Genomic DNA, 18,604 nt, shown 5'->3' on the forward strand with positions numbered 1-18,604 from the left:
GCAAGCTCAAGACTGCTGCCAACCCATCAAAGGAGATGCCCCATGCAAGTATTCAACGTTCAAGGTATGTCATGCGGTCACTGTGTCCGCACGATTACCCAGGCCCTGCAGGCCAAGGATCCGGCGGCCAGTGTGCGGGTCGACCTGGCGGCAAAGGAAGTGGGTGTGGAAAGCGGCTTGTCGGCCGAGCAGGTGATCAGTGCGATCAGCGAGGAAGGGTACGCGGTCAAACTGGCAGGATGAAAAATATTAGTTAGCGACCTATCGGAATGTTCAAGGCGTCCAAGCGCGGCTAGACTGTCGGGCTGCCGACTGATGTGAGCTGGACGCCTGATGAATTTCCGTACCATTCTGATTCTTGGCGCCTTGAGCGCTTTTGGGCCGCTGGCCATCGATTTCTACCTGCCCGCCTTTCCGGCCATGGCCGCCGCGTTCGGCACCGACGAAAAACACGTGCAGATGACTCTGGCCGCGTACTTCCTCGGCTTGTCGCTGGGACAGTTGGCCTATGGGCCGGTGGCCGATCGTTTCGGTCGACGTATTCCGCTGCTGGTGGGCGTGACCCTGTTCACCCTGGCTTCGCTGGCGTGTGCCTTCGCGCCGAGCCTGGATTGGTTGATCGCCGCACGTTTCGTGCAGGCCCTCGGCGGTTGCGCCGGGATGGTGATTTCCCGTGCGGTGGTCAGTGACAAGTGTGATGCGGTGGGCTCGGCGAAAGTCTTTTCGCAATTGATGCTGGTGATGGGCCTGGCCCCGATCCTCGCGCCGATGCTCGGGGGGCTGCTGGTCAACCTGTATGGCTGGCAGTCGATCTTCATCGCCTTGACCGCGTTCAGTGCCCTGTCAGCCCTGGCGGTGGCAATGGGCCTGCCGGAAAGTCTGCCGGCCAACCAACCACGCCAGCCATTGTCGGGCGCGCTGCGCCAGTACGGCCGGTTGCTCGCGGACAAGGTCTTCCTTGGGCACGCACTGACCGGGGGCGTTGCGATCGCCGGGATGTTTGCCTACATCGCCGGCTCACCCTTCGTGTTCATCAAGCTGTACGGCGTACCGCCGGAGCATTTCGGCTGGCTGTTCGGCCTCAACGCGGCGGGTTTCATCCTGGTGGCGCAACTCAATGCACGGCTGCTGTCCAAACGTGGGCCGGCGTTCCTGCTGGCGCGCGCGGTGTGGGTCTATCTGGCGGCGGGCCTGACCCTGCTGGCGGTCAGCACGCTGCACACCGAGCAGCTCTGGCCCTTGCTGATTCCGCTGTTCATTTGTATTGCCAGCCTTGGCTGCATCATTCCCAACGCCGCGGCCTGCGCCATGAACGGGCAGGGCGCGCGCGCCGGCAGTGCCTCGGCCATGCTCGGCTGCCTGCAGTTCAGTGTCGCCGCCGGGGCAGCGGCGTTGGTGGGGGTGTTGCACGACGGCACGGCCATGCCGATGGCGATGGTCATCAGCTTGTGCGGGATACTGGTGGTGAGCGTCGCGATGCTCACCCGCCGCCTGCAAGTCGTCCGGGCGGCGCAGGCCCAGGCTTGAGTCAGCCGGCCGCGCGTTGCTGGGGTTCAGGGAGGTAATGGGGGGCGTGCAAGCGGGCCTCGAGGGTCGAGGTAAAAGCCCGGGCTTCGGCTTCGGAGCGGAAGTTCACGGTCTGATTGTCCAGGCGTACTTGCCAGCGGGATTTTGCCAGTTCTTTTATCAGGATCTTCATTGCTGACCTCCGTGCGTAAAAGAGAGCATTGCGTGAGCTGTCGATTGTAGTCTCGAACTCACGCAAAATTGTGACACGGATCAACTCTCTGACTGACGGCGCCCCGCGCGCAAATTCTCGCGCGCGCGGGGCCCAGTCCTTCACATTCAGAAACCTTCGAGGACAATCTTGCCCTTGGCCGTGCCGCTCTCCAGCAGCTCGTGGGCCCGGCGCAGGTTGGTCGCATTGATGGTGCCGAAGTGCTCGCCGACGGTGGTTTGCAAGGTGCCGTCGTCGATCAACGCGGCGACCCGGTTGAGCAGCTTATGCTGCTCCAGCATGTCGGCGGTCTCGAACAGCGACCGGGTGTACATGAACTCCCAATGCAGCGACAGGCTCTTGCGCTTGAGCTGGGTGATGTCCAGCGCCTTGGGATCGTCGATCAGCGCGAGCTTGCCTTGGGGCGCCAGGGCCTCCACCAGTTGGGCGAAGTGCTGGTCGGTCTGGGTCAGGCTGGCCACATGCGTGACCTGGGGCTGGCCGACGCGCTTGAGTTCCTCGCTCAGCGGCAGGCGGTGATCGATGACCAGGTCAGCGCCCAGGCTTTCTACCCAGGCGTGGGTTTGTGGGCGTGAGGCGGTGCCAATCACCTTCAGGGCCGTGAGTCGGCTGGCGAGTTGGGTAAGGATCGAACCCACGCCACCGGCAGCCCCGACGATCAGCAGGCTTTGCCCTTCAGCCGTGTTGCCCTCGCGCACCTGCAGGCGTTCGAACAGCAGTTCCCAGGCGGTAATCGCAGTCAGCGGCAGCGCCGCAGCTTGGGCAAAACCCAGGGACTTGGGCATGTGCCCGACAATCCGTTCGTCGACCACGTGCAACTCGCTGTTGCCCCCGGCGCGGGCAATGGAGCCGGCGTAGTAGACCTTGTCACCGGGCTTGAACAGGCTCACGTCAGTGCCGACTGCCTTGACCACGCCGGCCACATCCCAGCCCAGGACTTTGGCGGCGCCACCTTCAGGTGCGACGTTCTGGCGGACCTTGGTGTCCACTGGGTTGACGGAAATGGCTTTGACTTCCACCAGCAAGTCACGGGGACCGGCGACGGGTGCCGGCAGCTCGATGTCCTGCAGGGCGTTCGGGTCGCTGATGGGCAGGCTGTGGTAGTAGGCAATGGCTTTCATGGGCGGTTGGGCTCGGTGGTCTTGGGATGCAGCAGATGATTGGCTATTTATCTGCAAGATAAAACCCGCTAAAAGCACAGTCTCTTTCAATAGTTTTTTGATAATGCGAGGGCGCCGATGCTGCGTTTCGATGACTTGCTGCTGTTTGTACGGGCGGCTGACCTGGGCAGCCTGTCGGCGGCGGCGCGGGGTATGGACATGTCGCCGGCGGTGGCCAGCGCGGCGTTGAAGCGGATCGAGCAGCAACTGGGTGCGCGGCTGTTGGCGCGCTCCACCCGCAGCCTGCGTCTGACGGCAGAAGGCGAAGGGTTCCTGGTGTATGCCCGTGCGGCGTTGGGCCAGTTGGATGAAGGGCGGCGTTTGCTGGCGCGCGGCCAGGACCAGGTCAGCGGGGTCCTGCAACTGTCGGCCCCCTCGGACTTTGGACGCAATCTGTTGTTGCCGTGGCTGGACGAGTTCCAGCGTGAGCATCCCCTGCTCACGGTACGCCTGCTGCTGGGCGACCGGATCGCCGACCTGTTCCGCCAGCCAGTGGACATCGCCCTGCGTTATGGCGAGCCGGAAGACTCCAGCCTGGTGGCGCTGCCCATTGCCCCGGACAATCGCCGGGTGTTGTGTGCCGCCCCGCAATATCTGGCGAGGTGCGGCGTACCGCGCCAGTTGGAGCAACTGGCCCAGCACAATTGCCTGCTGTACATGCTGGGCAGCCGGGTACACGACCACTGGAGCTTTCACGATGGCAAACGGGACGTGAGCCTGACGGTCAGCGGCGATCGTTTCAGTGATGACGCCGATGTGGTGCGCCTGTGGGCGGTGGCGGGGGCCGGGATTGCCTACAAGTCCTGGCTGGACGTGGCCGCCGATGTGCTGGCCGGACGCTTGACGGTGTTGCTGCCGGAGCTGCAGGGAGAACGTGCACCGCTGAATTTGTTGTGCGCTCATCGCGCCCAATTGAGTAAGCCGGTGAACCTGCTAAAAGAAATGCTCAAGCGTCGGTGTGAGCATTTGAGTGGTCAATTTTCGACAAGATTTGTCGTGAGCCATTAATCGCACTCACATAGCGAAATTTCACTCAGCAGCTATCAGCTTTGGCGGTTTCCCCGGGGCAGGAACCGTCGTTCATCACGCTTATACTAGCGCCCGCCTGGGGTCGCGAACCCAGGCAGCCTTGCTCGATCCCCCGGTTTGCGCAGCAGAAAATCACTGGGCTGGCTTGAGGATTTCGAAGAAGTTTGTCGCGTTAACTGATTTTTTAGCCCGGTTTTTGGCGGTTATCACGCCTTGGCCGGCATTCTATTACTGATCAAGATGTCCCCCGAGCAGTAGACAAATGATTCAACAGGGAGTGAATACATGGAACATGCACCTTGCATCAGTCAGATCGCCGCACTACTGGCTGACCCGAAGCGTAGCGCGATGATGTGGGCCTTGATGGATGGGATTGCCCGGCAATCGGAGGAACTGGCATTGCTGGCCGGTTTGTCGCCGTCCTCGGCCAACGCCCATCTCGGGCGTTTGTTCAGCGGTGGACTGTTGAAGATCGAGGAGCGTGGACGCAAGCGGTTCTACCGACTGGCCGCGCCCGAAGTCGGGGCGGCGGTCGAGGCATTGGCCAGTGCCACCCTCGCCAGTTCGCCGGGCAACATTGCCCAGGTATTCAAGCGTACCAGCGCGCTGGCCAAGATCCAGGCAGCCCCGTCGTCGCTGCTGCGGGCCCGCCTCTGCGAGGAGCACTTGGGCGGTACCCTGGCGGCTGATCTGTTTCAGCGCCTGCTGGATGCGGGATGGATCGAGCAATTGGACAAACGCATCATGGTGACCCACAAGGGCGCCATTCAACTGGCCAGCCATGGGGTCTTCGTCCAGGCATTGGCCCATAGCAACTCGCAAGTGGCCTGTGCCTGCCCCGACTGGAGCGAGCGTCGACCGCACCTGGGGGGCACATTGGGGGCCGCGTTGTTGCAGTTGTTCATCCAGTCTGGCTGGCTGAGTGTGTCCGGCGATTCACGGGCCTTGCAGGTGTCCCCGACCGGTGTCCGGGAACTGGACCTGTTCGGCAAAGTGCCTGAGCTGGAAATGGCCCTTTAATCGCCGTTGCGATCGACGTCTGCAGCCGCCGGTTCAGACGTCGCTCAGGGCTGTTGCCAGGTCGTATCCAGCAATCTTCCACCCCGGCGTTCGCGCACACTCGATCCGCGGATTATCGGATCGGGGGACGTGGCATGGATACACAAGGCTACAGTGCGGCAGAACGTCTGGAACGGTTACCCATCAGTGGGTATCACCGAGTCATTTTCATCATCATTGCCCTGGCGTTTTTCTTCGACTCCATGGACCTGGCCATGATGACTTTCCTCCTGGGCTCGATCAAAGCCGAGTTCGGCCTGAGCACGGCGCAAGCCGGGTTGCTGGCCAGTTCGAGCTTCTTCGGCATGGTCCTGGGGGCATCGTTGTCCGGCATGCTGGCGGACCGTTTCGGGCGCAAGCCGGTGTTCCAGTGGAGCATCGTGCTATGGGGGATCGCCAGCTACCTGTGTTCCACGGCGCAAACCGTCGAGACCCTGACCTTGTTCCGTATCCTGCTGGGGATTGGCATGGGCATGGAGTTTCCGATTGCCCAGTCGATGTTGTCCGAGCTGATTCCGGCCCAGCGGCGTGGGCGTTACATCGCCTTGATGGATGGCTTCTGGCCGCTGGGGTTTGTCGCGGCGGGGGTGTTGTCGTATTTCCTGTTGCCCGTGATCGGCTGGCGCGACATCTTCCTGGTGCTGGCGGTACCGGCGGTGTTCGTGCTGGCGATCCGTTTCTTCATTCCCGAATCACCGCGCTGGCTGGAGCAGGCTGGGCACCATGCTGCCGCCGACAAGGTCCTGCTGCGGATCGAGGACAAAGTCCGGGCCTCCCTGGGGCGTGCCGATCTGCCGACGCCGATTCGCCTGCCCAGGGCCGAGCACCGTCCCGGCAACTTCTTTAGCGCCTTGCGGCAAATCTGGTCGCCGCTGTATCGCCAGCGCACCATGATGATCTGGAGTGTCTGGTTCTTTGCCCTGCTCGGTTTCTACGGCCTGACGTCCTGGCTCAGCGCGCTGCTGCAACAATCCGGGTTTGCCGTGACCCAGTCGGTGTATTACACGGTGCTGATTTCCCTCGGCGGGATTCCCGGGTTCCTCATGGCGGCCTGGTTGGTGGAGCGCTGGGGGCGCAAGCCGGTGTGCGTCATCACGTTGCTGGGCGGTGGGGTGATGGCGTTTTTGTATGGGCAAAGCGCGGTGTTTGGCGGCAACGTCAGCCTGCTGATCGGCTCGGGGCTGTTGATGCAGTTCTTCCTGTTCGGCATGTGGGCGGTGCTCTACACCTATACCCCGGAGCTGTACCCGACTTCAGCGCGGGCCACGGGGTCCGGATTTGCCTCGGCGATTGGCCGCGTGGGTTCGTTGCTGGGACCGCTGGTGACAGGGTTGGTGTTCCCGATCACCGGGCAGGGCGGAGTCTTTGCGTTAGGCGCGATGTGCTTCGCGATTGCTGCGGCGGTGGTCTGGTTGTTCGGGATGGAGACGCGGGGCAAGACCCTGGAGGAGTTGACCGAGGCCGTCTGAAAAGATCGCAGCCGCGCAGGCTGCGATCCTTTGCATTCAGGGTTTTACCAGGCGGGCATCCAGGCTGTTCTGCGCCAGGCGTTTAGCCTGATCCTGGGTCATGCCCAGGTCGGTGTACAACGCGTGGAAGTTCTCGGTCACATAACCGCCAAAGTACGCCGGGTCATCGGAGTTCACCGTGACCTTCACCCCACGCTCGAGCATGTCGAGAATGTTGTGCTGGGACATGTGGTCGAACACGCACAGCTTGGTGTTGGACAGTGGGCAGACGGTCAACGGAATCTGCTCATCGATAATCCGCTGCATCAGGCGCTCGTCTTCGATAGCTCGCACGCCATGGTCGATGCGCTGGATCTTCAGCAGGTCGATGGCTTCCCAGATGTACTCCGGCGGGCCTTCTTCACCGGCGTGGGCGACGGTCAGGAAACCTTCGTGACGGGCACGGTCGAACACTCGCTGGAACTTGCTCGGCGGGTGGCCCATCTCGGAACTGTCGAGGCCGACAGCGACAAACGCGTCACGGAATGGCAGCGCCTGGGTCAGGGTTTTTTCAGCTTCTTCTTCGCTCAGGTGGCGCAGGAAGCTGAGGATCAGGCCGCTGGTGATGCCCAGTTGCTGCTCGCCGTCTTTCAGCGCGCTGGCGATCCCGTTCAGTACCACTTCGAAGGGCACGCCGCGGTCGGTGTGGGTCTGCGGGTCGAAGAAGGGTTCGGTGTGAATCACGTTCTGCGCCTTGCAGCGCAACAGGTAGGCCCAGGTCAGGTCGTAGAAGTCCTGCGAGGTGCGCAGCACATCGGCGCCCTGGTAATACAGGTCGAGGAACTCTTGCAGGTTGTTGAAGGCATAGGCCTTGCGCAGGGTCTCGACGTCGTCCCAGGGCAGGACGATCTTGTTGCGTTCGGCCAGGGCGAACAGCAACTCGGGCTCCAGCGAGCCCTCCAGGTGCAGGTGCAGTTCAGCCTTGGGCAGGGCGTTCAGCCAATCGTACATGTGCGGTTCTCATCAGGTGCTTATGGCGCGCATTCTACAGATGCCCGTGCAAACATTGAGTAAAACCTGACCAAGCGGTTCAGCCCAGGACCTGTGGCAGCACGCTTGCTCCCACAGGGGGCGGGGGTTACTTCGGCATCTCGGCCTGCATGCCTTCGACGTAGTAGTTCATCGACGCCAGTTCGGCATTGCTCGCGCTTGCGCCCGCCGGGATTTTTTCGCTGCCGGCCTGGTCCTTGATCGGACCGGTGAACGGATGGAACGCGCCGCTCTTGATGTCGGCGATGATCTGCTCGGCTTCGCTTTTCACTGCTGCGGGCACCAGGTCGCTGATCGGCAGTTGAACGGTGCCCTCTTTCAGTCCACCCCAGTAATCCTGGGACTTCCAGCTGTGATCGATGACGCTTTGCGTGGCCTGGATGTAGTGCGGGCCCCAGTCGTTGACGATTGAGGTGAGCACCGCTTTGGGGCCGAAGTGGGCCATGTCCGAGGCGTAGCCCACGGCATACACACCGCGCCGTTCGGCGGCCTGGATCGGCGCCGGGCTGTCGGTGTGCTGGAACACCACGTCGACGCCCTGGTCGATCAGGGCGTTGGCGGCGTCGGCTTCCTTGCCCGGATCGAACCAGGAATTGACCCACACCACTTTGATCTCGGTGCCGGGGTTGTATTTGTTCAGGGCCAGTTGGATGGCGTTGATGTCGCGAATGACCTCGGGGATCGGGAAGGAGGCGACGTAGCCGATCTTTTTGCTCTTGGTCATTTTCGCTGCGAGAAAACCGCCGACGTAGCGTCCCTCATAAGTACGGGCCAGGTAGGTGCCGAGGTTCTTGTCCTGCTTGTAGCCGGTGGCGTGTTCGAACGTCACCTGGGGAAATTGCCGGGCGACTTTCAGGGTCGGGTTCATGTAGCCGAAGGAGGTGGTGAAGATCAGGTCGTATTGCTCCTTGGCCATGTTGCGGATCACCCGCTCGGCGTCCGCACCTTCGGCGACGTTCTCCACGTAGCGGGTGCTGATCTGTTCGCCGAATTTCTCCACCAGCGCCTTGCGCCCCTGCTCATGCTGATAGGTCCAGCCGTGATCGCCGATCGGGCCGATGTAGACGAAGCCGACTTTCAGCGGATCGGCCGCACTGGCGGTCAGGCTGGCGCCCAGACCAAGGGCGGTGACGACGGCGCAAAGCAGCGTGTGCAACGGACGTTTGTGCATGAATGGAGCTCCAGGGTGTTTTGGGGTTGGCCAGGTCAATGCAAATTACTGACCAACAGGACAACTAATGCCGTCCAACCCGGCACAACCCATCGCGGGCAAGCCTTGCTCCTACGGGTTAATCATCGTGCAGGTGTCGGGAAGGCCAAAAAAGTGCGCCCCGCGCACCAACTGCCATGCAACGGTGCGCTAAGGTTCAACGGAACATGGGTGTGACGTTGCAGTCAGTCACTCATCGCCAAGGCTTTGCTGGCTTCGGTACACGGGACCGTAATGCTCACCTTCCTCAAGCAAGAAAAGGTTCTCCTGCTGGCGCTGCTGGCAGCATTCACCGCCTTTCCCCTGGAGCACTGGTTGCTGCACAGCGGGCAGGTGATCGCGCTGGCCGGCGGCATGGCGCTGATAGCCTTTATCGTGATGGCCTCGATGCGTGTCGCCCATCACGCCGAACTGCTGGCGGAAAAAGTCGGTGATCCCTACGGCACCATGATCCTGACGCTGGCGGCGGTGCTGGTGGAGGTGGTGATCCTGGCGATCATGATGAGCAACGAGGCCTCGCCGACCCTGGTGCGCGACACCATCTACTCGGCGGTGATGCTCGACATCAATGGCATCCTCGGCCTGTCCGCATTGATGGGGGGGATCAAGCATGGCGAGCAGTCCTACAACGACGACTCGGCGCGCACCTACAGCGTGATGATTCTCACGGCGATGGGCGTGTCCATGGTGGTGCCGGAGTTCATTCCCGAAGCTGACTGGAAGATCTACTCGGCCTTCACCATCGGCGCGATGGTGGTGCTCTACACCCTGTTCCTGCGTATGCAGGTCGGTCCCCACAGTTATTTTTTCAGCTACAGCTACCCGCAAAAACGCCGCAGGAAGGAACCCGAACAGGAGGAACCGTCGATCAGTCTCGGGCTGTCCATCGGTACCCTGGTGTTTGGCGTGGTGGTGATCGGCGCCTTGGCCGAGGTGATGTCCAAGACGCTTGACCTGGGCCTGGAGGGGACGGGCGCTCCGCCGGTGTTGACGGCGATCGTGGTGGCGGCGATTTCCGCGGCGCCGGAGATCCTTACTGCCTTGCGCGCGGCCTTGGCCAACCGCATGCAGTCGGTGGTCAACATTGCGTTGGGGGCGTCGTTGTCGACGGTGATTCTGACGGTGCCGGTGATGGAAGCCATGGCGCTGTACACCGGCCAGCCGTTTCAGATGGCCATGACGCCAGTGCAGACCGTGATGGTGTTCATCACCCTGATCGTCAGTGCGATCAACCTCAACGATGGCGAAACCAACGCCATCGAAGGGATGACTCACTTTGTGCTGTTTGCGACCTTCATTATGTTGTCGTTGTTGGGGCTCTAGCGGCTGCGCTGGCGCGCCAGCGCAGCGCTCAGGTCAGACCCCGCTGATCAACTGCCGAGCCGCCTGGCTGTGGTCGGCAATCAAACCCTTCAGGTCCAATCCTTCAACCTGGCCGTCGATCACCCGCCACTTGCCACCGACCATTACCCGATCCGCCCGATCGGCACCGCACAGCAGCAACGCCGAGATGGGGTCATGGCTGCCGGAGAAGCGCAGCTCATCGAGTTTGAACAAGGCCAGGTCGGCCTGTTTGCCCACGGCCAGCTCGCCAATGTCGCTGCGTCCCAACAGTTTTGCCGAGCCCTGGGTGGCCCAGCCCAGTACGCCCTCTGGGGTGATTTTTTCGGCGCCGTAGCGCAGGCGCTGGATGTACAGCGCCTGGCGGGTTTCGAGGATCATGTTCGAGGCATCGTTGGACGCCGAACCGTCGACCCCAAGACCCACCGGCGCGCCGGCGGCGATCAGGTCCAGGGTCGGGCAGATGCCCGAGGCCAGGCGCATGTTCGAGCTTGGGCAATGGCAGATGCCGGTGCCGGCTGCGCCGAGGCGGGCGATTTCATCGGGGTTGAAGTGAATGCCGTGGGCCAGCCAGGTGCGCGGGCCAAGCCAGCCGACGCTGTCCAGGTAGTCCACGGTACGCAGGCCGAAGCGCTGCAGGCAGAAGTCTTCCTCGTCGAGGGTTTCGGCCAGGTGGGTGTGCAGGCGCACGTCCAGTTGGTTGGCCAGGGCAGCGCTGGCGGACATGATCTCCGGCGTCACCGAGAACGGCGAGCAGGGCGCCAGGGCGATCTGGATCTGTGCGCCGGCACCGCGCTCGTGGTATTCGGCGATCAGTCGCTGGCTATCGGCGAGGATCACTTCGCCTTCCTGCACAGTCTGCTGCGGCGGCAGGCCACCGTCTTTTTCACCAAGGCTCATCGAACCCCGGGTGAGCATGGCGCGCATGCCCAGTTCACGGACGCTCTCGACCTGCACATCAATGGCGTTTTCCAGACCGTCGGGGAACAGGTAGTGGTGGTCGGCGGCCGTGGTGCAACCCGACAGCAGCAATTCAGCCAGGGCGACCTTGGTGGCCAGCGCGAGTTTTTCCGGGGTCAGGCGTGCCCAGACCGGGTACAGGGTTTTCAGCCAAGGGAACAACGGCTGGTTGACCACCGGGGCCCAGGCGCGGGTCAGGGTCTGATAGAAGTGATGGTGAGTGTTGATCAGCCCCGGCAGGATCACATGCTCGCGGGCGTCGAAGACGTGTCCACAGGGTGTCGCCGGTTGCTGCCCTTGCTTGAGCACTTCGACGATAACGCCGTCTTGCAGCACCAGGCCGCCACGGGCGTCGAGCTCGTTGGCCGTGAAGATGGCGAGAGGGTTTTTTAACCAGGTACGGGTCGCAGGCATTTGCCGGCTCCTCTGAAAGTTGGGTTCAGGTTCGCCAGCTCAGTGTTGCCCTGTCTGCTGATCCAGGTTCGTCGCGGGGACGAGGTGCCGAGTTTACTCAGGTTGTGCCGCGGTAGCAAAAGATCGCCGCCGGCGGCAGAAGCCTCGCGATAGGCGGCGATCTTCATGGCCTTACCAGGGAATGGTTTCGCCCTTGTAGTTGATGAAGTGATGCCCGCTCCGGCCGGCATAGGCATTGACCTGGTCCACCAGGCCGCGGGTGCTGGTCTCGACATCGAGGTCGGCGCCTTCACCGCCCATGTCGGTTTTCACCCAGCCAGGATGCAGTGACAGCACGGTGGGACGCTGTTCGCCCAACTGGCTGACGAAGCTGTTGGTCATCGAGTTCAGCGCGGCCTTGCTGGCCTTGTACAGGGCCAGATCCGGTGCGTCCGGCATGGTCACGCTGCCGAGCACCGAACTCATGAACGCCAGCACCCCGCTGCCAGGACGCAGTTGTTCGACAAAATGCTGGGCCAGGTTGATCGGTGCCACGGCATTGGTGAAGAACAACTGGCCGACCTCGGCCAGGGTCGCGCCGCCGGGTGTCTGCACCTCCGGGCCCTTGACCCCGGCGTTGACGAACAGCAGGTCAAATACCTGGCCCTTGAGTTGCTGGCTGAGGGCGAGCACGGCGGCCTGGTCGTCCATGTCCAGTTGTTCGATCTGCACCTTGCCCAGGGCTTGCAGTGCCTGGGCGTTCTGTGGATTACGGACGGTGGCGGTGACCTGCCAGCCGTCGGCCAACAGGGTTTTCACCAGCCCGAGGCCCAAGCCGCGGGAGGCGCCGATGATCAGCGCGGTTTTTGCCGTAGACATGAGTGGCTTCCTGGAAAAAGAGGGTCATGGGTTCAGTGGACAGTGTTGTCCAAGCCGTTGTTGCAATTCACTGCGCAATTCACCGAGTTCGGCGATGCGGGTTTCGATCAATGCCAGCTTGTCCTGGAGCAAGCGGGCGACCGCTTGTTCCGGATCCTTGGCCTGCCAGAGCGCGGCGACGCTGCTGCCGATTTCATTCAGGGTGAAACCCAGGCGTTGGGCAGTCTTGATGTAGAGCACCAGTTGCACCATGTCGGCCGGGTATTCGCGGTACCCGTTGGCGCTACGCTGGGCGGCGATCAGCCCACGCTGCTCATAGAAGCGCAGGGTATCGCGGCTGACGGCACTGGCCTGGGCTAATTCACCGATGCGCATGTTCGCGACTCCTGGGGGGGCTTGACCCTTGAGCATACTCCAGGGTTTAGCCTGGGTGCTCCCTGTATAAACGGAGTATTCGCCATGTGGACCCCGGAACAGTATCGCCGACTGGTGCGCAGCAGTGCCTGGTATGACCTGATCGTGATGGCGGCGTTTGTCACGCCCTGGAGTTTTACCGCGTTGCACGGCCTGCTCTCGGGCTTGAGTCAGGCGCTTGACTTGCCCGGTGAATTACCGGCGTTTGCGCCGGCGCACATGCTGATGGCCAATCTGCTGGGGTCGATTGTCTGCGTCTGGTCGGTGCTGCGGATCCGCGATCCGCAGGCGGTGTACGGCCGCTATGACGCGGCCGGACGGTTTCTGTTTGCCACCTGGCAGGCCTATGCCTTGCTGCAGGGCGCAACCGGGTTGCTGGTGCTGTTCCTGGTGTTTGAACTGGCGTGGGGCATTGCCCAGGTCTTGCCCGTCAGGCAGGCATCGCCAGCCGGCCCGCTTACGCAGGCTCCTGTGGCCTGAGCACTAATGCCCGGCCTGCCACGGCTGCCCCAGCGACATCGGCGCATACAGGCGTGTGCGCACGGCGTCGCGTGACAGCAGCACCAGCACCAGGATGGTCGCCACATAGGGCAGCATCGCCAGCAAGCTGGAGGGGATGGCCAGTCCCAGGCCCTGGGCGACCAGATGGACGATGCTCGCCAGCCCGAACAGGTAGGCCCCCAGCAACAGGCGCCTGACGCGCCAACTGGCGAATACCACCAGCGCCAGGGCGATCCAGCCGCGTCCGGCGCTCATGTTTTCCGCCCACATCGGCGTGTAGGCCAGCGACAGATAAGCCCCGGCCAACCCGGCCATGGCGCCGCCGAACAACACCGCCAGGGTCCGCACCCACAGCACCGGGATGCCCATGGCGCTGGCGGCGTCGGGGTTCTCGCCGACGGCCTGGATGATCAGTCCCACCCGGCTTTTGAGCAGCACCCAGGCCACCACGGCAAACAGGGCAAACGACAGGTACACCAGCAGGTCCTGGGCAAACAGCATGCGCCCGATCAGCGGGATCTCGCTGAGCCAGGCAATGGCTACCGGTTCGAACCCGGCCAGGGGTTTGCCGACCCACGCCGCGCCGACGAATGTCGACAGGCCGACGCCAAAGATCGTCAGGGCCAACCCCGTGGCCACCTGGTTGGCATTGAACACCAGTGCCACCAAGGCAAACAGCGCCGACAGCAGCATGCCGGCGGCCATCGCCAGCAGCACGCCGAGCCACAGCTGGCCACTGTTCAGGGCGACGATGAAACCGATCACCGCGCCAAACAGCATCATGCCTTCCTGGCCGAGATTGAGGACCCCGGTTTTTTCACAGATCAGTTCACCCAGCGCCACCAGCAACAGCGGTGTGCCGCAGCGGACCATGGCGTAGAAAATATTGCCTAGCAGATCGATATCCATCACAGCGCTCCTGCTTGCACGTGGGTCACCGGGTCACGCCGCATCCAGCGCAGGTTCAGCCGGGGTCGATAGAGGATCAACACATCACAGGCCAGGAGGAAAAACAGCATCATCCCCTGGAACAGCTGGGTGATGGCTGGTGGCAGGTTCATGCTCATCTGCGCGCTCTCGCCGCCGAGGTACAGCAGCGCCATCAGCAGGCTGGCAAACAGGATGCCGATGGGGTTGAGCCGACCGAGAAAGGCCACCGTGATCGCGGCATAGCCATAGCCCGGCGACACTTGCGGCACCAGTTGGCCGATCGGGCCGCTGACTTCGCAGACCCCGGCCAACCCGGCCAGCCCTCCGCTGATCAGCAGCGCCAACCAGACCAGGCGCTTGTGGCGAAAGCCGACGAAGGTTGCTGCGCGTTTGTCCAGGCCGAGCACCTTGATCTGAAACCCGATAAAACTTTTCTGCAGCAGCACCCACACCGCCACCAATGCCAGCAGGGCGAAATACACCCCGGCGTGCACCCGGCCATCTGCGGTGAGCAACGGCAAGCGACTGGCCTCGCCGAACATTGCCGACTCGGGAAAGTTGAAGCCCGCCGGGTCCTTCAAGGGCCCGTGCACGCAGAACAGCAACAGGTTCAGGGCGATGTAATTGAGCATGATGCTGGTGAGGATTTCGTTGGCGTTGAAGCGCGTGCGCAGCCAGGCGGTGAGCCCCGCCCATAGCGCGCCAGCGAGGGTCCCGGTACTCAGGACCAATACCAGCGCCCAGCGGCTTTGCCAGTCGATGAGGTGCACCGCCACGGCGCTGCCCGCCAAGGCGCCGAGCAGCAATTGGCCTTCGGCGCCGATGTTCCAGATACGCGCTTGATACGCCACCGCCAGGCCCAGCGCGCAGAGCAGGATGGGCAAGGCCTTGACCAACAGTTCGCTGACGCCATAACCGTCGCTGATCGGCGCGATCAGCAGGGTGTGCAAGGTCAGCAGTGGGTCATGACCCAAGGCGATGAACAGCAGCGAACCGCAACCCAGGGTCAGGGCGGCGGCCAGCAAGGGCGAGCACCAGAGCATCAGGCGCGAATGCTGGCCACGGGGTTCTAGGGAAAGCAGCATGGGGGAAACTCCGTCAAGCCAGCACAGGTGCGAGTGAGTGAGGGGTGTCGAATTGGCCGGCCATCCAGGCGCCGACTTCGCTCAGGGTGGTGCCCGCCGTTGCTTGTTGCGCCGACAAGCGCCCGCCACACAGGGCGGCCAGGCGGTCGCTGATGTGCAGCAGTTCGTCGAGGTCTTCGGAGATCACCAGGATCGCCGCCCCGGCATCGCGCAGGGCAATCAGCGCGCGGTGAATGGTCGCCGCCGCGCCGACATCCACCCCCCAGGTCGGGTGAGCGGCGACCAACAGGCGCGGCTGCTGGAGGATCTCGCGACCGAGGATGAATTTCTGCAGGTTGCCGCCGGACAGACTACGGGCCGCAGCCTGGGCACCTGGTGCCTTGACCGCGAAGCGCTGGATGATGGTCTCGGCCAGCGCCACGACCTTGGCGCGCTGGATCAGCCCATGGCTCACCAGGCCCTGTTGGAAGGCCGTGAGCAGGGCGTTGTCGGCCAGGCTCAACTCCGGCACCGCCGCATGCCCGAGGCGTTCGGCCGGGACAAAAGCCAAGCCCAGCCGCCGCCGCGCATCGGGCGGCAAGTCGGCCACCGCTTGGCCCGCGAAGGCGATGCGCGAGGCGTCCTGGCGCGGCAGGCGCTGCTCGCCGCTGAGCAGGGCCAGTAACTCGTCCTGGCCATTGCCAGCCACCCCGGCAATGCCGACCACCTCACCGCTGCGCACCTGCAGGTCAATGTCGTGCAGCGAGCAGCCGAACGGGTCCGGGTTGGTCCACGACAGACCGCTGACCTTGAGGAACGGCGCGCCGCCACTGGCCTTGGGGTAGTCGGCGAGCCACTGCGCGGCGTCACCGACCATTAGCTGCGCCAGTTGCTGATCGGAACATTCCGCAGGCCGGCAATGCCCGGCCACGCGGCCGCCGCGCAGGACGGTGGCGCTGTGGCAGAGGGCGCGCACTTCTGCGAGTTTGTGGCTGATGAACAGAATGCTACAGCCCTCGCTGGCCAGGCGGCGCAGGGTGACGAACAGTTCATCGGCCTCCTGCGGGGTCAGCACCGAGGTCGGCTCGTCGAGGATCAACAAACGAATGTCCTGCATCAGGCAGCGCACGATCTCGACCCGCTGGCGCTCGCCAATCGACAGGCTGTGGACCAGGCGTTGCGGCTCCAGTACCAGGCCGTAGCGCTGCGCCACCTCGCGGATTTTCGGCGCCAGGGCCTGTGGCGCCCCGGCTGCCGCGCCCATGGCCAAGGCGATGTTTTGCGCCACCGTGAGGGTTTCGAACAGGGAAAAATGCTGGAACACCATGCCGATGCCCAGGCTGCGGGCCTGGGCCGGATTGCGCAGGCTGACTCGCTGGCCTTGCCAGTGCATGTCCCCCGAGTCGGCGTGGGTGACCCCGTAGATGATCTTCATCAGGGTACTTTTGCCAGCGCCGTTTTCACCGAGCAGGGCGTGTATTTCGCCGGGTTGAATGCACAGGTCGATGCCATCGTTGGCCAGGCAGCCGGGGTATCGCTTGCTGATGCCGTGCAGTTGCAGGCGTGGCGTTGGAGCGGGGATCAGGACGGGGTTTGGCATCACAGGCTCGGGTCGTTGAACGAGAGGCCTGTGGCAAAGCAATTTCCTGGCCATTGAGTCAGGAAAGTCCTGAAAGGCACAGTGAGCCGGGTTCTGTGGAAAACATCGAGCGGGTGCGGCTGGCGGAGCAGGCACCACTTCGGGGCGCTCCTGGAGGTCGTGGTGCAGTAACGTCCGGAAAATAATTGGTTAAAAAATGATCATCAACCTGCGACCTATGCCAGCTATGCCACTGCGCCAGTCATGAACGGGTTATCCACAGGTTGCTCCACAGTATTTGTGCGCAAGCCAAAGAACCGGGCATAAGCACCATGGGCCTTTGTTCTAAAGCTGCTAAAGCGCTCTAAGCAATTGTTTTGCAGTGTAAATGACCTGTAGAACAGGCAATTGGATGAAAACTGATCAATGCCCGCAAAGCCACGTGACAGAAGGGTTACAGCGCTATGTACTCAGGTTATCCACAGTCGGGTGCACAGCGCTTGTGGGCAAGTGTCAGCCTGCCGGTTATGCCCCAAAGCATTGCAGTCGGGCTGTACATAAAATAACCAGCGTTCAGCGCTGCAGCAAAATCCGCCCGCGGCTCAGGCCCGCCAGTTGCGCCTGCAAGGTGTCGATCTGTTGTTCGGCCACGGCCAACTGCAGGTGCACGCCATTGCCAGTGAACTGTTCATTCACCACCAGGCCACCGGACTCGGCGACCCGTAACTTGACCAGCGCCAGCTCACTGAACGCACAGTCGCAAGCGATCGGCACGCGGCTGATCAATTCGATTTTTGCCGCGCCCTGCAGGCATTTGTTGGCGCTGCCGCCGTAGGCCCGGGCCAGGCCGCCAGTGCCCAGCTGGATGCCGCCGTACCAACGAATCACCAGGACCGCCACCTGGTCGCAGTCCTGGGTTTCGATCGCCGCCAGTATCGGCCGACCTGCGGTGCCGCCGGGTTCGCCGTCATCGCTGCTGCGGTATTGGTCGGCGAACTTCCAGGCCCAGCAGTTGTGTGACGCATTCAGGTCGCTGTGCTGTTCAAGGAAGAGCTGTGCCTCGGCGCTACTGGTGATCGGTGCCGCGAGGGCGATGAAGCGGCTTTTGCGAATCTCTTCGCGATAGTCGCAAAGGCCGGCGAGGGTAAAAGGCATGGTGACTGTCTTAGATAGCGGGAGTGAGGCCGCAGCCCTTGAGGATGATGCGGGTCAGATTGTTGCCGGCGTCTTCCATGTCCTGGCGGGTCAGCTTGCTGCGGCCGGTGACGCGACAGATCTGGGTGGCGAAGTCGGCGTAGTGCTGGGTGCTGCCCCACAGCAGGAAGATCAGGTGCACCGGGTCGACGGGGTCCATCTTGCCGGCGTCGATCCAGGCCTGGAACACGCTGGCGCGCCCCTGGAACCACGCGCGGTAGTCCTGGTTGAAGTACTCGCTCAGGCATTCGCCGCCGCTGATCACTTCCATGGCGAACACCCGCGAAGCCTGGGGGTGGCGGCGGGAGAACTCCATCTTGGCGCGGATGTAGCGGGTCAGCGCTTCGGCCGGATCGTCCTCGGCGGTGAGGGTGTTGAAGGTGCTGTCCCACAACTCGATGATGTTGCTCAGCACCCCGATGTACAGGCCGAGCTTGTTGGTGAAGTAGTAGTGCAGGTTGGCCTTGGGCAGGCCGGCATTCTGCGCAATGGTGTTCATGCTGGTACCTTTGAAGCCGTGCCGGGCGAATTCCACTTCGGCGGCCTTGAGGATGGTCTCCTCGTTTTTCTGACGAATACGGCTGGCAGGTTTACCGCTGTGGGCTGGGACTTCAAAGGTCATGGACGTTTCCGGGCAGGTCAGTAGGGGCGCCAG

19 protein-coding genes are annotated in these 18,604 nt (G+C 62.8%); 7 read left to right on the forward strand and 12 right to left on the reverse strand.

Translation table 11 applies throughout. The annotated features are described in order from the left end of the window. Positions 1 to 42: 42 nt before the first annotated feature. Positions 43 to 243: a heavy-metal-associated domain-containing protein gene (locus QMK50_RS17170; protein WP_095170213.1), complete on the forward strand. Its 201-nt coding sequence runs from the start codon at positions 43 to 45 to the stop codon at positions 241 to 243. 90 nt (positions 244 to 333) lie between these two features. Further along, positions 334 to 1,527: a Bcr/CflA family multidrug efflux MFS transporter gene (locus tag QMK50_RS17175; protein WP_320333573.1), complete on the forward strand. Its 1,194-nt coding sequence runs from the start codon at positions 334 to 336 to the stop codon at positions 1,525 to 1,527. A gap of 1 nt (position 1,528) precedes the next feature. On the opposite strand, the gene QMK50_RS17180 is transcribed toward QMK50_RS17175, so the two are convergent. Together QMK50_RS17180 and QMK50_RS17185 are read right to left on the reverse strand one after the other, a co-directional pair. After that, positions 1,529 to 1,699, reverse strand: a complete 171-nt coding sequence (locus QMK50_RS17180) for a hypothetical protein (RefSeq protein ID WP_174244562.1) — start codon at positions 1,697 to 1,699, stop codon at positions 1,529 to 1,531. 146 nt (positions 1,700 to 1,845) lie between these two features. Beyond that, entirely contained in the window at positions 1,846 to 2,859 is a 1,014-nt protein-coding gene (locus QMK50_RS17185) for a zinc-binding alcohol dehydrogenase family protein (protein ID WP_159993601.1), read from the reverse strand. Positions 2,860 to 2,976: 117 nt separating this feature from the next. Between QMK50_RS17185 and QMK50_RS17190 the strand changes: the two genes are divergently transcribed. The 3 genes from QMK50_RS17190 to QMK50_RS17200 all read left to right on the forward strand — a co-directional run bounded on the left by QMK50_RS17190 (position 2,977) and on the right by QMK50_RS17200 (position 6,455). Next, a complete protein-coding gene (locus QMK50_RS17190) occupies positions 2,977 to 3,906 on the forward strand; it encodes a LysR family transcriptional regulator (RefSeq protein ID WP_159993603.1) in 930 nt (309 codons plus the stop codon). Positions 3,907 to 4,212: 306 nt separating this feature from the next. Next, positions 4,213 to 4,947, forward strand: a complete 735-nt coding sequence (locus tag QMK50_RS17195; protein WP_320333574.1) for a helix-turn-helix transcriptional regulator — start codon at positions 4,213 to 4,215, stop codon at positions 4,945 to 4,947. A gap of 134 nt (positions 4,948 to 5,081) precedes the next feature. After that, complete coding sequence (locus QMK50_RS17200; RefSeq protein WP_320333575.1) at positions 5,082 to 6,455, forward strand: MFS transporter; 1,374 nt, start codon at positions 5,082 to 5,084, stop codon at positions 6,453 to 6,455. Positions 6,456 to 6,491: 36 nt separating this feature from the next. On the opposite strand, the gene QMK50_RS17205 is transcribed toward QMK50_RS17200, so the two are convergent. Both QMK50_RS17205 and QMK50_RS17210 read right to left on the reverse strand, forming a co-directional pair. After that, a complete protein-coding gene (locus tag QMK50_RS17205; RefSeq protein ID WP_095170219.1) occupies positions 6,492 to 7,445 on the reverse strand; it encodes an adenosine deaminase in 954 nt (317 codons plus the stop codon). Between the two features lie 127 nt (positions 7,446 to 7,572). Beyond that, positions 7,573 to 8,655, reverse strand: a complete 1,083-nt coding sequence (locus QMK50_RS17210; RefSeq protein ID WP_095170220.1) for a BMP family ABC transporter substrate-binding protein — start codon at positions 8,653 to 8,655, stop codon at positions 7,573 to 7,575. Between the two features lie 273 nt (positions 8,656 to 8,928). Between QMK50_RS17210 and QMK50_RS17215 the strand changes: the two genes are divergently transcribed. After that, positions 8,929 to 10,017 carry a calcium:proton antiporter gene (locus QMK50_RS17215; RefSeq protein ID WP_320333576.1) on the forward strand — a complete coding sequence of 363 codons (1,089 nt, stop codon included), beginning with the start codon at positions 8,929 to 8,931 and terminating at the stop codon, positions 10,015 to 10,017. A gap of 33 nt (positions 10,018 to 10,050) precedes the next feature. Here QMK50_RS17215 and QMK50_RS17220 read toward each other — a convergent pair whose 3' ends face one another. The 3 genes from QMK50_RS17220 to QMK50_RS17230 all read right to left on the reverse strand — a co-directional run bounded on the left by QMK50_RS17220 (position 10,051) and on the right by QMK50_RS17230 (position 12,642). Beyond that, entirely contained in the window at positions 10,051 to 11,409 is a 1,359-nt protein-coding gene (locus tag QMK50_RS17220) for an 8-oxoguanine deaminase (protein WP_159993611.1), read from the reverse strand. A gap of 171 nt (positions 11,410 to 11,580) precedes the next feature. Next, positions 11,581 to 12,267 carry an SDR family oxidoreductase gene (locus QMK50_RS17225; RefSeq protein WP_320333577.1) on the reverse strand — a complete coding sequence of 229 codons (687 nt, stop codon included), beginning with the start codon at positions 12,265 to 12,267 and terminating at the stop codon, positions 11,581 to 11,583. Between the two features lie 24 nt (positions 12,268 to 12,291). Next, positions 12,292 to 12,642: a MerR family transcriptional regulator gene (locus tag QMK50_RS17230; RefSeq protein WP_320333578.1), complete on the reverse strand. Its 351-nt coding sequence runs from the start codon at positions 12,640 to 12,642 to the stop codon at positions 12,292 to 12,294. Positions 12,643 to 12,726: 84 nt separating this feature from the next. Here QMK50_RS17230 and QMK50_RS17235 point away from each other — a divergent pair, with 84 nt between their 5' ends. Next, complete coding sequence (locus QMK50_RS17235) at positions 12,727 to 13,161, forward strand: hypothetical protein (RefSeq protein ID WP_320333579.1); 435 nt, start codon at positions 12,727 to 12,729, stop codon at positions 13,159 to 13,161. A gap of 3 nt (positions 13,162 to 13,164) precedes the next feature. Here QMK50_RS17235 and QMK50_RS17240 read toward each other — a convergent pair whose 3' ends face one another. The 5 genes from QMK50_RS17240 to QMK50_RS17260 all read right to left on the reverse strand — a co-directional run bounded on the left by QMK50_RS17240 (position 13,165) and on the right by QMK50_RS17260 (position 18,571). After that, entirely contained in the window at positions 13,165 to 14,091 is a 927-nt protein-coding gene (locus tag QMK50_RS17240; RefSeq protein WP_320333580.1) for an ABC transporter permease, read from the reverse strand. Beyond that, entirely contained in the window at positions 14,091 to 15,197 is a 1,107-nt protein-coding gene (locus QMK50_RS17245) for an ABC transporter permease (RefSeq protein ID WP_320333581.1), read from the reverse strand. The genes QMK50_RS17240 and QMK50_RS17245 overlap by 1 nt, the downstream gene beginning before the upstream one ends. Before the next feature lie 13 nt (positions 15,198 to 15,210). Continuing rightward, positions 15,211 to 16,776: an ABC transporter ATP-binding protein gene (locus QMK50_RS17250; protein WP_320333582.1), complete on the reverse strand. Its 1,566-nt coding sequence runs from the start codon at positions 16,774 to 16,776 to the stop codon at positions 15,211 to 15,213. A gap of 552 nt (positions 16,777 to 17,328) precedes the next feature. Next, the gene (locus QMK50_RS17255; protein WP_320333583.1) at positions 17,329 to 17,910 is read right to left on the reverse strand and encodes a YigZ family protein; all 582 of its coding nucleotides are present in this window, start codon (positions 17,908 to 17,910) and stop codon (positions 17,329 to 17,331) included. Positions 17,911 to 17,920: 10 nt separating this feature from the next. Beyond that, positions 17,921 to 18,571: a TetR/AcrR family transcriptional regulator gene (locus QMK50_RS17260; RefSeq protein WP_095170229.1), complete on the reverse strand. Its 651-nt coding sequence runs from the start codon at positions 18,569 to 18,571 to the stop codon at positions 17,921 to 17,923. Positions 18,572 to 18,604: the final 33 nt, after the last annotated feature.

It is taken from the genome of Pseudomonas sp. P5_152, assembly GCF_033989915.1.
Lineage (GTDB): Bacteria > Pseudomonadota > Gammaproteobacteria > Pseudomonadales > Pseudomonadaceae > Aquipseudomonas.